The organism is Paenibacillus alginolyticus DSM 5050 = NBRC 15375 (assembly GCF_000422905.1).
Lineage (GTDB): Bacteria > Bacillota > Bacilli > Paenibacillales > NBRC-103111 > Paenibacillus_E > Paenibacillus_E alginolyticus.
The window spans coordinates 251,774-265,564 of record NZ_AUGY01000001.1 but is presented as its reverse complement, the minus strand read 5'-3'; the positions used below and the strand labels follow the sequence as shown (position 1 = coordinate 265,564).

General features: G+C 44.8%; 13 protein-coding genes and 2 pseudogenes. 2 read left to right on the top strand and 13 right to left on the bottom strand.

The features are described 5' to 3' along the window. Positions 1–35: 35 nt before the first annotated feature. From G519_RS0101420 to G519_RS0101390, 6 genes and pseudogenes are all read right to left on the bottom strand, one after another. Positions 36–275 (bottom strand): YolD-like family protein, encoded by a 240-nt coding sequence (locus G519_RS0101420; protein WP_029193153.1) that lies wholly within the window; start codon positions 273–275, stop codon positions 36–38. Positions 276–660: 385 nt separating this feature from the next. After that, entirely contained in the window at positions 661–1,872 is a 1,212-nt protein-coding gene (locus G519_RS0101410) for a hypothetical protein (protein WP_029193152.1), read from the bottom strand. A gap of 110 nt (positions 1,873–1,982) precedes the next feature. Then, complete coding sequence (locus tag G519_RS49815) at positions 1,983–2,147, bottom strand: hypothetical protein (protein WP_154669523.1); 165 nt, start codon at positions 2,145–2,147, stop codon at positions 1,983–1,985. A gap of 163 nt (positions 2,148–2,310) precedes the next feature. Beyond that, the gene (locus tag G519_RS49810; RefSeq protein WP_154669522.1) at positions 2,311–2,469 is read right to left on the bottom strand and encodes a hypothetical protein; all 159 of its coding nucleotides are present in this window, start codon (positions 2,467–2,469) and stop codon (positions 2,311–2,313) included. A gap of 192 nt (positions 2,470–2,661) precedes the next feature. Next, positions 2,662–4,297: pseudogene (locus tag G519_RS41300) on the bottom strand (GMC family oxidoreductase). Positions 4,298–4,515: 218 nt separating this feature from the next. Further along, the gene (locus G519_RS0101390; RefSeq protein WP_029193151.1) at positions 4,516–5,406 is read right to left on the bottom strand and encodes a cation diffusion facilitator family transporter; all 891 of its coding nucleotides are present in this window, start codon (positions 5,404–5,406) and stop codon (positions 4,516–4,518) included. Positions 5,407–5,888: 482 nt separating this feature from the next. Here G519_RS0101390 and G519_RS0101385 point away from each other — a divergent pair, with 482 nt between their 5' ends. Both G519_RS0101385 and G519_RS41295 read left to right on the top strand, forming a co-directional pair. After that, a complete protein-coding gene (locus G519_RS0101385; RefSeq protein WP_029193150.1) occupies positions 5,889–7,358 on the top strand; it encodes an FTR1 family iron permease in 1,470 nt (489 codons plus the stop codon). Between the two features lie 22 nt (positions 7,359–7,380). Continuing rightward, positions 7,381–8,112: a hypothetical protein gene (locus G519_RS41295; protein WP_036631754.1), complete on the top strand. Its 732-nt coding sequence runs from the start codon at positions 7,381–7,383 to the stop codon at positions 8,110–8,112. A 237-nt stretch (positions 8,113–8,349) separates the two neighbouring features. Here the strand turns inward: G519_RS41295 and G519_RS48625 are convergent. From G519_RS48625 to G519_RS0101350, 7 genes and pseudogenes are all read right to left on the bottom strand, one after another. Beyond that, a pseudogene (locus G519_RS48625) lies at positions 8,350–8,717 on the bottom strand (tyrosine-type recombinase/integrase); the annotation flags it as partial. A 53-nt stretch (positions 8,718–8,770) separates the two neighbouring features. Then, positions 8,771–9,937 (bottom strand): MFS transporter, encoded by a 1,167-nt coding sequence (locus G519_RS0101375; protein ID WP_029193149.1) that lies wholly within the window; start codon positions 9,935–9,937, stop codon positions 8,771–8,773. A gap of 21 nt (positions 9,938–9,958) precedes the next feature. Continuing rightward, positions 9,959–10,786: a hypothetical protein gene (locus G519_RS0101370; RefSeq protein ID WP_029193148.1), complete on the bottom strand. Its 828-nt coding sequence runs from the start codon at positions 10,784–10,786 to the stop codon at positions 9,959–9,961. A gap of 15 nt (positions 10,787–10,801) precedes the next feature. Next, positions 10,802–11,287 (bottom strand): anti-sigma factor family protein, encoded by a 486-nt coding sequence (locus G519_RS0101365; protein ID WP_029193147.1) that lies wholly within the window; start codon positions 11,285–11,287, stop codon positions 10,802–10,804. After that, on the bottom strand, positions 11,287–11,814 hold the full coding sequence (locus G519_RS0101360) for an RNA polymerase sigma factor (RefSeq protein WP_029193146.1): 528 nt from the start codon (positions 11,812–11,814) through the stop codon (positions 11,287–11,289). The genes G519_RS0101365 and G519_RS0101360 overlap by 1 nt, the downstream gene beginning before the upstream one ends. 35 nt (positions 11,815–11,849) lie before the next feature. Next, positions 11,850–13,145: a VTT domain-containing protein gene (locus G519_RS0101355; RefSeq protein WP_029193145.1), complete on the bottom strand. Its 1,296-nt coding sequence runs from the start codon at positions 13,143–13,145 to the stop codon at positions 11,850–11,852. A gap of 27 nt (positions 13,146–13,172) precedes the next feature. After that, positions 13,173–13,784 (bottom strand): undecaprenyl-diphosphatase, encoded by a 612-nt coding sequence (locus G519_RS0101350; protein ID WP_029193144.1) that lies wholly within the window; start codon positions 13,782–13,784, stop codon positions 13,173–13,175. Between the last annotated feature and the right edge of the window lie 7 nt (positions 13,785–13,791).

The following is a 13,791-nucleotide window of genomic DNA, read 5'->3' as shown; positions in this document are numbered from 1 at the left end:
TTCGGTAAAAGTATGACGTGATTTTGGATCCAAAATCAAAACAATTCGGAAGCGTCCATTTCCTCGGCTTCCAAGATCAGCGAAAGCCGTAACCATTCTTCCTCTTCATCCCCACCGGCCAGCTTAATTTGATTCAAATGCCGGTCGATCCGCACGACCACGCCCGAAAGCTTCCGGTCCTCAAACTCTCCAAACACACGCAGCGTAACCGCCGTTTTCGTATCAAAAGAAAGCCGAACCAGCCGATCTATCCCGACTTGCTCCTGTTCATCCAAAACGGCAGCACTTACTTACGGCTATTTTCATCATGCCGCGTCATGGCTTCCCGATGCTCCGGTAAAATAAATTTGCTCGACCAAATCAGATTGCTTCCCGGCGTAACTTTCGTTTCTCGCATAAAAAAAACCCCTTAAAATAGGAACATGCATTCCCATTATAAAGGAGCGTTTGATGTAAGGCAAAAAGCATCGAGCGACCGCGCAAAGTGGCCCGCTGCTTCATTTGTGCTTGCATACTCGGAATGGTTTGATAGCAAAAGCCCCTGCACCTGCAGGAGCTTTTTTTCCATTGAACGATTGTATCCGTTGGTTTTACAGACGTGTGAGCTTGAAACTGCCTCATGATAGATACAATACATATAACCGCAATTTGTGTTATGAGTTAACCGTCACATTCTGAGCTTTCTGCTTTTGGCGCTTTGGCAATCGTCTCATTTAGAATGGTATCGATTTGCTTTAATGTCTCTGCTGCTTCCTCTTTCTTATTATCTTTCACATATAAATTGTATTTGTCAGTAAGTTCTTTTAATTTTGTGTAAGTTGCTTCTCCCTGGAGGCGAGTAATGTCTAACGATATCATGTCAATGAACAGTGCCCCTTCTAATCCAGTGATTGCGGCTTTGTCTTGGCCCCAGTTCTCTTGGGATTGTTTATATTCGTGCAAGGCAACCTTGGCTAAACCACGCACGAGCGCACCGTTAATAACATCACCTTTTACGGATTTGGCGTCGGCAGCCACATCGAGCTGCTTATTGATCAACGCAGCATCATCCTTGCTTTGACCTTCTACATATTTCGTAATGCTCTGAAAGAATGCCCAGCCTTCGGCTTGCTGTACTTTCATGTCTTTGCCTTCTGCCGCACCCTTCTCTACTTTATACGCATAGCCTTGATCCTTGGCGGCCACAACAAGGGTGAAGGTCTTCATTAATGTTTTGTCCGCGACCTGTTTACTCAACTCAAAAGGCAGTGTACTTTGACCACCGATAGATTTTTCCATGTCAATAAAGGCAGAATTAATCGTATCAACCATTGTGGTTTTAAAAGTGTTGTCGCGTTTTTGAACAGTACTCTCCAGCACAGGCTTATAAAAAGCTTTAGCTTCGGCTAATGCTTTTTTTGCTTCTTCCGGTTTAGACCAATTGGCATTAACTTCCTTGAATGACGCTTTCATTGAAGTATAAAGTACTTTTTGTAAAAGCTTATCTACGACCTGTTTGGCCACCATAACATCCATCTTACCTTCCTTGGCGCCATCGATTGCTGATGTAATAAGCTGATCTGTGGTTTCCTTGTTTTCACCATCACGCTTTTGAACAAGAGACTTTAATTTTTCTGAATATGTTTTGGACACTAACGCATAATCAGGTTTTGAGTCTTTCTTATTCATTTCATCTGTGATTACCTTATAGGCTTCCGATGCATCTGTAGCTGAGACTATTTGTGAAGTAGTTGCTGACGGAGCGGATGAGGCCGCAGTTTTCGTTTCTGTTGCAGTCGATGTTTGCGTGCTATCGCTGCAAGCAATAAGCATTGTGGCTGTAAGGGAAACTATCGATACCAATTTCGCCGATCTAATTACTGATGTTCTCATGAACCAAAGACCTCCCACCCATTTTGGGTATGTAATGTGATATAACTTAGAATGATAATCATTCTCATATGTTCAAATTATATTGGGAATGATTATCATTGTCAATATAATTAAAAATTATCGCGTAAAGATACCATTAACGTCGAGTTGTTGATGCAAGGAAGATAATCTCGCTGCATTTGAAATGCGGAAACGGCACCCCATGCTAAAATAAGAACCATGCACACAATAATAATTGTTGCTCGTTGCATCGAAGATTCAACGATTTTTTTCATAAATGAAGATCCTCTCCTATGTCTTTAAATGAGTTAGCCAGAACCTTGCCGAATAACGCATCTGGGTGACGATCTCCACTCGGATCTAGCAGATTCTACGCACAATGATAATGATTCTTCTTCATCTTGTCGTAAGAAAACTATAGTAAAAAGCCGAAAACCTTTACTTTTTTTTGGTACTTGCCTTATTCTGTTGTTGTTGATCTTTATCTTGGACGCCTGATTTGTCGTACAGGAAGTCCAACTCATTAAAATGGCTGTGGAGCTTTTCAAATCCCTTATCACTTCTTTTTTTAAGGGGAACCGGTTTTCGGTGCTTCATAGCTCATCCTCCTCTTTTATCATTTTAATGAGCTAAATTTGTAAGAACAAAAAGGCTCCTGCAACTGCAGGAGCTTTTGCATTTCCATTGATGCACGCTCCCTATCCCTTCTGTTTGTTAGGCTCCTATAGAAGAAAAGTTCAGCAAAGAGCTCGCCCCTTATTGCTGAAGCCTAAGGCGGATCGTTTCCTATCACTCTTCGAAATCTTCCCAGCCCCGTCTGCGACTCACCGGCTTTCGCTTACGTAATTGCTCGGCAATGGTCAACCCGATGAGAAACGCGGGGGCCGAGGTATTTCCATCCACCGTAAACGGGATAATGGAGTCATCGGCAACAATTAAATCCCTTACACCGTGTACGGCCCCACGTCGATCGACAACACCACCATTTCGAAGGGGTGCCATGCGAAGTGAGCCTTGTTGGTGGTGATTGTGCGCAAAATTTTCCTTGATGAATTCCTCCAGCCTCGCATCATCATTTATAATATCCGGGGTCGGTGAAATCAGCCGGTATGCCGGATCAATGGCCTGCAGCTGCGCCGCAATGTTCCTGATATAAGTTTGATAGATATTCTTTACCGCCCCCAGGTCATCCGGGTTTTTCAACAAAGCCTCATCGGCGAGCACGATCTGCAGGGGATCATTGCTCTGAATGCGTATTGAACCGCGGCTTTTCGGCTTCAGAAATAAAATAGCCACAGTTAAGGTGTCGCTTGAACCAATCCCGATAAGTTGTACGCCCCGCTGCTGTGGGTCGGCTCCGGGTGAGGGATCGGGTAGGAACGCCCCCCCCGGTGTACAGTGCATTCGGATCCCCGGCAGGTAACGGAGTGTCGTTCGGATTCGTTGTAAAAGTAGCGAAATTTAACGTATGGTTTCTTAGTCGCTTTCCTACATTCGGATTCGGGAACACAATCGGAATCCCCGCCGCTTTAAGCTCAGCGGCAGGACCAATACCTGAAAGCATCAAAAGCTGCGCACTGTTAATGCCCGCTGAAATAATCACTTTTTTTCGAGCGTACGCCCGTAAGCATTGGCCTTCTTTTAAAAATTCCACCCCTACCGCGCGTTTGTTTTGGAAAAGCACGCGGAGAGCGGTGGATTTAAAAAAAACGTTCAGTTTTCGGCCGTTGACCCCACGACTGCTGGGACCCACGATATCCGAGGAAAGAAAGGCCGTTGATGAACTTTCCCTTCGGCCGTTCGGCTTTTGGAAAAGCTGCCAACGAGTGAAGGGCCCAAGCGGTGTTTTCGGATCATTATAGTCGAGTATTTCATCAAATCCAGTCGCTTGTTCAATGGCAGACACGAGTTTATTAGCCATCGCAGTTGGATTTCGCGGGGCCTGCCGGATATCAATTCGTCCATGAAAGCCATGTGCCTGTGCATTAGAGGTTTCACCATTAAACCGTTCCATACGCTTGAATCGCTGCATGGCCCTTCTTGGCGACCAAATCGGTCCGAGCAGTCGTTGCCACTTCGACAAAACGGCTGCCGTTGGTCTTACGTACTGCTCCCCATTAATCGAGGAACCGCCGCCCGTCAAACGCCCCGTTGTCCATTCAAAGGTGCGTTCGTCAACTCCTTCTTGGGGAACCCCTTCTCCCTGCCAAAAGTATTGCGCAAAAAATTGTTCTTCAAGTTCGGGTGCAAATGTGGAGTCCCGAATGGGCCGATCTCTATCTTTATTTTCCCCAGCTTCCAATACAAGAACAGTAGTTTTTTTATCATCCGTCAGGATCTTGGCAATCACCGCCCCGGCTGGCCCCGTTCCAATAACAATATAATCAAAGGTTAATCCGCCGCTCTTTCGTTGTCGATCACGCATACTACTCCTCCTTTGCCCACCTATGCCTACATATGCAAAATATTATCCAATCGGGTTCAGTGTGCCGAGATGACAAAGTTCAAAGTTATTTAGGGGATCTCAAGAAGTGTCAAAAGCCTGTCCGGGTCCGGATTCCGGACGCAAAAAAGGTGAACAATAGCAAAAAGCCCCTGCAGCTGCAGGAGCTTTTTTCATTTTCTGAAAATATTCAGGATATATCATCCTTTTTGACTATCCGATACCTCAAACGGTTCTATATGAATATGCACATTGGATATGTTGTGAAGTTCATGAATTCTATTTTCAATATGTTCGGTAATGTCATGGCTTTCTTTTACGTTAAGCTCGTGGTCTACGCCAATGGTCACATCGACCAGTTTATTGTTTCCATGGACGCGGGCTTTGATATCAATGACCTTTTCCACTCCAGGAATATCGCGTATCGTTTGTTTGATTGTTTGAAGCTCGGCGTCGTCAAAGCCATCCGTAAGAGCATGAGAAGAATCCCGGAAAATATCCAATGCTGTTTTACAAATAATAACCCCGACAAGTAGAGCCGTTAAAGGGTCAAGCCAAGGAAGTCCGAATTGAGAACCAACAATACCGATAAAGGCACCGATACTGACAAACGCATCCGAACGATTGTCTTGTGCTGCCGCCATCATGGCATTACTGTTGATTTTTCTTGCCAAACGAACATTGTATCGATAAACAAAATACATAACGATGGCACAAAAAACAGCCGTCCATGCCGCAACCATATCGGGGGACTCCATGCTCGGAACCCGAAACTTCATAATTGCTTGATACAGAACTTGAATCCCTACCGCAATCATAATAAAAGACGCGATTAACGCGGCTACCGTTTCAGCTCGGTAATGACCGTACCGGTGGTTTTTATCCGGTGGTTTTCGTGATATTTTTAGCCCGATTAGAACAGCTATGGAAGCGATAATGTCTGTGGCGTTATTTAAACCATCAGCAGACAATGCTTCGGAGTTGGTGAAGTACCCAATGGTTAATTTTAAAGCCGATAAGCAAATATACGCAATAATACTTAACCATGCACCTTTTTCGCCTTGCTTGATGTCATCATACGTGTTTTCCATTTGTACCCCACTCTCTATCAATGTCGATGACAATCATACTCGACAAAGGTTGAGTGGGTCTAGAGAAACAGTTTTGCTGTAATCATTAAAAATAAGCAGAGGTAAAGAGTCTTGGTCTCGTCCAAAATAAAAAGTGGGATTGACAGCCCACACAGGACCTGACGTCAATTTGAGGTATAGTTCATTATGACAAGCACTCACAAGGGTTACGAAACGGGCAGGATTGTAGCGGTATGATAGTAAAAACTGTGTATTAGAGCGGGCTTTACGTCAGTCGGTTGGCGGTTTAATCCCATATCCTTTTGTTACTATTATTCTAAAAATAGTATTTCTTAATTAATAAGGAATTTCATTATTCATTAAATATTAACAATTGAAATGCCAGTCCAAGGATTGACCTGATAATCATTCTCAAGTAAACTAGAGCAAGATTGTTGGAAATGATAATCAATTCAATAACTACAGAAATGAGGATCACCCCCATGCGCAAATTGGCAATAGCGACGCTTTTGATTCCGCTTTTGCTCATCATGTTACTCCTACCTAAATCAGCTGGTGCAGCTAGTCAAGGCATTGAGAATATGAAGCAAGCCCAAAATCAAATATCGCAGACGATCGATCAGGCTAAACAAGATTTAGTCAAAGCAAAACAAACCTACGATCAATATCACGACCTTTGGATGAGCGTTGAAGATAGCGTTAAAACAGATTCCAAAGCTGCCTATAAAGACATCGAAACTCAAATGGGGCAAGTAGAGTACGCCTTTACGGTCAATAAGCAAGATGAAGTCCTAAAAGCACTGGATAGCCTGCAACAGGTACTCGTGAAGTACACATCCGGGCAGTATGCGAATGTGGCGAGCGGTAAAGAAGAAAACATTACACTCGCTGGGTTTGTAACGCTTTTGGAACAAACCAAAGATGCTGCTCTAAAGCTTGATCAAGCAACATCACTTAGCGCGATCAATAAAGTCAGAGAGAGTTGGTTAAGCGTCGAAGGAAACGTCGTAGCCCAATCAGCCGCCGTGTATAGCAACACGGAGCGTGATATGGTCGTTGTTAATGCGATGATTACAGATCAAAAGTATGAGGAAGCGGCAAAATTACTGACCGCAATGATCACGTACATTACGCCTTTATCGCAAAAATCAACCTATACTTTGTGGGACGCTGCCATGATCCCGATTCGTGAGGGGCTCGAGGCGCTTCTTGTGGTGGGTGCGTTGCTTGCCTTTGTAAAGAAATCAAAGGATCATAAAGGGAAGCTATGGATTTGGGGCGGCGTTACGGTAGGAATTCTCGTCAGCGCGGCGCTCGCCGTTGTTGTGAAATTCGTATTCTCTTCCGGGGCTTTTGGAAACAACAACTTCCTAATTGGTGGTTGGACCGGTGTATTTGCAGCTGTGATGCTTCTGTACATGAGCTATTGGCTGCACAACAAATCAAACGTCCAACAGTGGAATGAGTATATCAAAGAGAAAACACAAACGGCTATAAGCACCGGCAATATCGTATCTCTTGGTGTCCTGACCTTTTTAGCGGTATTCCGTGAGGGAACTGAAACCGTCTTGTTCATTATCGGCATGGTAAATCAAATCAGCGTTCAGCAGCTCCTCCTTGGCATATTTGTTGGGTTCGGGGTTCTGGTGGTTGTCGGGTTCATCATGCTCTACGTTGGCGCCAAGCTTCCGATACGACCATTTTTCCTTATTTCAAGCTTAATCGTGCTATACCTTTGCATTAAATTTGCGGGTCTTGGCATCAACAGCCTGCAACTAGCGGGTACGATTCCAACGACGAACAGTTCAGTGTTACCCAGCATTGGCTTTATTGCCTTCTTTCCATCGTGGCAAAGCGCAATCCCTCAGATCCTGATTGTGGTCGCCGCAATCGTTGTTGTTGTATGGGGGAAATTTAAAAGCACAGCAAGATCATCTGTTACTCAATCATAATAAATCCTTGGGGGTACACAAAATGAAGAAGCAATTCATGATGTCCGTTCTGGCACTAACACTATCCGCAGCCATGCTTTCCGCCTGTGGCGCTAAACCTGAGGGAAAAACGGCGGATTCAGCAGCTCAGGGACAATCAACAACTAAGGCTCCAGAGCTTTCGGTGAAAGATGGAACTGCAAAACTGCTTTCGACCGCAAAACAGCTAAGAAAAGCTGCAACCACCGGTGACGAAGCCAAGATTAAAGAGGTAGGTCCTAATCTTGAAGAAGTTTGGGCTTCATTCGAAGATGGGGTCAAAGCAAAATATCCGGATAGTTATGATCAAATCGAGAAAAGCCTGAATCCAGCTGTTGCTGCGGCTAAAGCATCGACAATTGATAAAGATGCAGTTTTAAAAATTGACAATCAGCTTATCCAGGTGCTGTTAGACCTCTCGGGGAAGTTAATTACAATAGATCAGGTTAAAGCAGGCGCAAATCAAATGCTTGGCACGACTAGCGATCTCAAGAAAGAAATCGCCTCTGGCAACGATGCTAAGGTAAAAGAGTTGGCTCTAAAATTAGAAGACACTTGGAAAACGTTTGAAGATGGAGTACCGCCGCGCAGTACTGATTTATATGACAAGATCGAAAAGAGCCTCAATCCGGAAGTAGCAGGTTCACAAAAGAGCCCAGTCGATAAACAAGTAATGACTCAATTAAATGATAACTTAACACAAGCTCTAAACGAGCTTATTCAAGGGATTAAATAATCAGTTACAAAAGTGTATAAAACGTAACATAAACGGCAGACCTTGTTTGCCGTTTATGTTTTTTACTTGATTCCATGAACTTCGCTCAGTTGTAATTACGAGAACCAGATTCCTTTGTATAGGGTCCGGTTTTTCATGTAACGAATTGCTTAGCGTACGATTATTTTCCGTTTCGTGAGGTGCCCCCTTTAACGGTAGTACTTTCTCCTCCCACGTTTCTGCCGGAAGTCCCTCTCCTTATTGCCATGCTATTTTTTCAACTTCACCTTGTAGGTCCGACCGGTGGGCCGTAACATAAATCATGGTTGTGTCCAAACTATCATGCCCCATAATTTGTGCCAACCGATGTAAAGGCGTATTCTTGGCCATTACATAACCAAACGATGCCTTAAATCATGAGCGCTTAACTTGTCGATCCGAGCCGCAACCTTATATTTTTTTATCAAATGCCGTAAAGCTCGTTCTGTCAATCGCTCCCTCGTTTTTTCAGAAGGAAACAAATAATGATAGCTGCCATCCAAAGAGGCCATATATTTTTCGAGCGCTTCCCTGCATGTAGCATTTAAAGGGACTTCTCTTTGTTTATTCCGCTTTCCGGTCCTTATCCACATTGCAATCGACAAAAGGAGTAAAGATTGAGAAAATCAACTTGAAGGCTTTATATCCGAATCAAAATGAGCAACAACGCGCAAACCAGGGCAATAACACCGCTTGCGCCAAAAGCAACTGCGGGTCCAAAAGCCTGCCAAAGAAACCCTGCCATAACGCTTGCCGGTAACGCCGCAAGACCGGTTAACGCGTTAAATGTACCCATTGCCGTGCCCCTTTGACCTTCAGGAACAATATCCGCGATATATGCCTTTTGAATCCCTTCGGTAAACGCATAATAAAAACCATATAAAATAAACAGCACCCAAATCCAAGCGACATGGTTAGCAAAGCCAAATCCGAAGTAAATGAAGGCAAAAATAAAAAGACCAGTAATCAATATGGGCCGCCGACCAATTCGATCAGACAGCGCCCCGACCGGCATTGAAAACAAACTGCTAATGAGGTTAAACGTGAAAAAGGCAAGGGGAATAAGGGAAATCTGCATTCCGACATCCTGCGCCCTAAGCGCCAAGAACGCATCCGAGAAGTTCCCGAGTGTAAACAAAGTAATAATGAGGGAAAACCAGATAAATTTCCGATCCATCTGTTTAAAACGTATTTTGGGTAATTCCCGGGGTTTGTGCGGCTGTGAATCCGACTTTTCCTTTAAGAAGAAAATGAGCAGCAATATCGCAATCGCACCTGGGATGATCGATGCCAAAAAAACCAAACGATAATTGCCTTCGTATATGGCAAGAATCCCAAAGGCGCATAATGGTCCCAACGCCGCGCCTAAAGCATCCATAGCTCGACGAAACCCAAAAGCTTTCCCTCGCTCCTCTTTCGTTGTTAAATCCGCGAGAAGAGCGTCCCGCGGCGAAACCCGTATCCCTTTTCCGAAGCGATCCGCAAAACGAATCACAAGCACCTGACCCCATGAAGCACTTAAGGCAAAAAAGGGTTTTACCAAGTTAGAAAGGCCATAACCAATCACCATTAACAGTTTTCGCTTTCCAATTCGGTCGGTCATCCAGCCCGAAAACAACTTTAATAGGCTTGCCGTGCTTTCAGCAATCCCCTCAATCACCCCAAGGGTCCCCATCTGGACGTGTAGCACGGTGGTTAAGTACAGCGGCAAAATCGGAACGATCATTTGCCCGGAGAGATCGGTAAACAAACTAACCAATCCCATAATAAAAATAACTGGACTCATCGCAAAAGGCTTTGTCTTCAAGTTATCCCCCTCACGTTCCCATTAGCTTTGCTTTCGTTTCTTTGCTTTTTCCACCACCCAAGTTGTTGTGATGCCAAGAGAAAACAATCCGATGACCAAAAGCGTTAACCCGCCCACAAATGGGATATTGACCGAAGCCATCAGGATAAAGGCCCCTATTGCCGCTTTCATCCAATCACCTTTTTCGAATGCCCCCTGAAATCGTTCCCCCACGAGATGACTAAGTATCGTGATTCCAAATACAAACGATACAAGCACAAGCAAACCGAGAACCAGGATCAAAGGGATGCCGATTACGGTAAGGAGCAAAAACAAACAGGCAGCCACAAGTAACAATCCGCTGAAAAATCCAGTATATATCATCCGGCCGGTAGATACCGCCTTGTATTTATCGATAAACAAGACCATTCGTTTTTTCCCGAACAAGGTCATTAGGATCGGGATCAGCAGCATGATCAAGCTTCCTGCTAACTGGATGACCCATAGCCCAACAACAAGCCCGCCTCCAATCAAAAAACTGTTCTGGGTCGCGTTGTCAAAAGAGAAATTAATAACATCATCTGCTATTTCCGCTCCCGGGTCCTGCTGCAGCTTACCGCCGATGATCAACACAAACCCTTTGATATGCGCGGAAGACTGAATATGAGCATCCCCGTTCACCACGATCACGGAGCTGTTGACCGTACCTAAAATGGTGGCGTCCCCTCCGACAATAACAACATCGTTTACTGTCTGATTTTCAGGGACAGTCGTGCTTTGGTGTTCAAAAATACTTTTGGCCATGGCTGAACTGGGAAGCAGCAAAAAGGAGAGCAAAAAAAACAGAACGAAATATTTGGCTATTCTCAAACGATTCACCCTCCCTTAATTTGTCGTGGTAGTTAGCAAACGCCGCAGCGAAAAACTTGAAATGATTACGATAAAAATCGCGAATACCGCCGTTGCGCCTGTTAAGGTAGGGATCGACGTGACCATGCCGGAAAACGCATAGAGCAGTGCCACTACAAATTTGAATAAGACCGACAGCAACGAAAAGAATACAGATCCAAAAAAATACCAAACTGCAGTTAAACAGATCACCCCCGCTAACGGTAGAGCCAGCCAGTTCCTGCTTATGAATGGAGCGCGTGTTTGAAGCTCAACCTCGTACATGATCCGCTGCTCCATGTCCCGCGGCGCATCCATGGTCAGAAATACAGTCGAAACCTGCTGCTGTAATTCAAGCAAATCCGCTGCAAGCAGCTGGCATTGTGTACAGGAATGTAGATGTTCCTCAACTTGCTGCCGCTCTTTTGCGGTCAGCTCGTTATCGATATAGGCCGATAACAAATCTTCCGGATGGTTTGGCATCACGCATCACCTTTTTTCATTTCATTTCTTAAAGCTAATCGGGCCATATTAAGGCGCGATTTTACCGTGCCCAGCGGAATCCCCACAATTGCAGCGATCTCCTCATACCGGTACCCCTGAACATCATGTAACAAAATGACTTCGCGGTGTTCCGTCGAAAGTGTCATCATGGCTTCTTGGATACCTAGTCCAAGGTGATTGTCTTCCACCCCTTGAATCGATGTCTCTTCGATGGACTCACTTCTTAGTGTCCGTTCTTTTTCCCGCTTTTTTAATCGATCCTTGCATAAATTGGAGACGATCTGCATCATCCAAGACGAGAATGCATACTCGCTTTCAAGCCGGGAAAAAGAGTAATACGCTTTGATAAATGCTTCCTGCGTGATATCCTCCGCTTCCATTCGCTCCCCGAGCATACCGAAAGCATGGCGGTAGACGCGATTTTTATATTGCGTCACGAGCTGGGCAAAAGCGTCTTTCCCCCCTCGCTTCGCCTCGCCGATTAATCGGTAAAGTTCTTCATCCACACATGATCAGCCCCCTACCGAACGCATGTTACCTGTCATCGTGCCATGAACTCATTATTTCGCAACAAACGAAAGATTTCTAGTAGGATGACATTTAAGCTAAACCAAGCCCCGCCAAACACATACCCGGCCACGACATCGCTTGGATATTGAACATTGAAGAAGATGCGGCTGATGCCGACAAGTAGACACAAAATGATGACGAGCAGCAGGGCCGTGATGCGTATTTTTACATTTCCATAATGACGGACCAATAAAAAGGCGGCAAATCCGCACACGGTCAGCGATAGTAAGGTTTGTTCGCTGGGGAATGTGTAAGGAAACTGGAACCCTGATGGCGATGGGCCGGTACGATGGAACAGTGAACGCAGCCCTTCGTCCAGTGCTTCCCCACCCAAAATGACGAGTGCAAAGAAGGTCAATTCCAGCGCTCGATCTTTTCCTTTAAATAAGATCCACACTGTAGTGATAAGAATTAAAGGCATAAATACGTAATAGGAGCCAAGCAGTGCAAAACGATCCATCCATCCAGTCCAGCTTGGATCGAACATTTCATGGATGATATACGCGGTGACTTCGTCAAACAAAGCAAACTCATGAGCTAAGAAATCCTGGATCAATCCGATGATGAAAGAAATAAACAACACAAATCCAGCAAAAGCAGCGAGCAGAATAAATTTCACTTTACCCATCGTATGAAAATGTTGAATTCCTTTTTCAAGAATGCTGGTGGTCCGGGAGATGATATGATTTTTATATTTCCGATACAGGTAAACCAAAACAAAAATAACCGCGGCGATAACACCGCCAATAATTAAATAGCGATTGATGGTGTGATGGTACAGTTCCCATTTCGGACCCAATATTTTACCGAGCGATATAAACACGCTCACCCAAAAGAAAGCGCCTAGATAGGCGAATACTGCATATTTGCGAAAAGAAATACGTGTCATGCCCGAAAAGTACCCGGTGATATGACGAACGCCGGGAATGAAATAGGCAATGATCAACATTTTATTTCCGTATTTTTGAAACCACTCGGACGCCTTCTCGAGTTTATCTGGTCCCATGTGAATACGAGCACCGTATTTTTCAAAAAAGGGCCTGCCAAGGCGATACCCAATCCAATAGGACAGCGTCATGCCGACTGATGCCCCTGCTCCAGCGATGATGATGGCAAGCAGCCAGTCCAGCTTTCCTTGAAACACCTGTAACCCGGCATAACTCATGAGCACTTCTCCCGGCAGCGGCAAGGCCAGCATCTCCAGTAAAAGAGCAAAAAAGAGGACCCAATATCCGTAATGTTCCAGCCACGTTGTTAAAAATGACAAAGTGATCCCCCCTCTCTTGTTAACAGGTCAAGACTTCGCTGCCTTTTCGTTACGACTTGGCCATATTCGTTGTTCGATGCTTTCATATAGGGCGATTCCAACAGCCATTACACTTCTTGCGAAGGGAATTTTCATAAATGTCAAATGAACGACGACTGCGGACAACACGCCCAAAAGTGCGCCAGTAATTACATCAAACGGATAATGGACACCGTTCCATATGCGCGATAACGAGATGAATGCAGCGAGCAGCAGCCAAATGAACCCGGCTTTTTTCCTAAACAGCCATATGGCGGTAGCGATCACGAAAGCACCAATGGAATGGTCGCTTGGAAAAGAGGCGTTTGCCGCGTGATCGATCAGCTTGTGCACGTGATGGGTCACAAACGGCCGATCCCGATAAACCAAATGGCTTACGATCATCCCGATGCCGAACGCGAGGCAAGCGGAAACGAGGGACTCCATTACCATTTTTCTATTTTCTCGTTTACGTGTAAACCAATACAATATAATACCCAAATAAAACAAATACTCCGCGTCCTGCGATAAAAAACGCATGATGCCATCTATGAATGGCAAACTGCCTGCCGTGTCGTTGATCGCTTTAAAAACAAAATAATCGATTTGTGTTAATGACATGTTGCCT

Coding starts and splice junctions, on each gene's coding strand:
- G519_RS0101410 (WP_029193152.1), bottom strand. CDS start 1,872: ATGAGAACATCAGTAATTAGATCGGCGAAATTGGTATCGATAGTTTCC.
- G519_RS49815 (WP_154669523.1), bottom strand. CDS start 2,147: ATGAAAAAAATCGTTGAATCTTCGATGCAACGAGCAACAATTATTATT.
- G519_RS49810 (WP_154669522.1), bottom strand. CDS start 2,469: ATGAAGCACCGAAAACCGGTTCCCCTTAAAAAAAGAAGTGATAAGGGA.
- G519_RS0101390 (WP_029193151.1), bottom strand. CDS start 5,406: ATGGAAAACACGTATGATGACATCAAGCAAGGCGAAAAAGGTGCATGG.
- G519_RS0101385 (WP_029193150.1), top strand. CDS start 5,889: ATGCGCAAATTGGCAATAGCGACGCTTTTGATTCCGCTTTTGCTCATC.
- G519_RS41295 (WP_036631754.1), top strand. CDS start 7,381: ATGAAGAAGCAATTCATGATGTCCGTTCTGGCACTAACACTATCCGCA.
- G519_RS0101365 (WP_029193147.1), bottom strand. CDS start 11,287: ATGCCAAACCATCCGGAAGATTTGTTATCGGCCTATATCGATAACGAG.
- G519_RS0101350 (WP_029193144.1), bottom strand. CDS start 13,784: ATGTCATTAACACAAATCGATTATTTTGTTTTTAAAGCGATCAACGAC.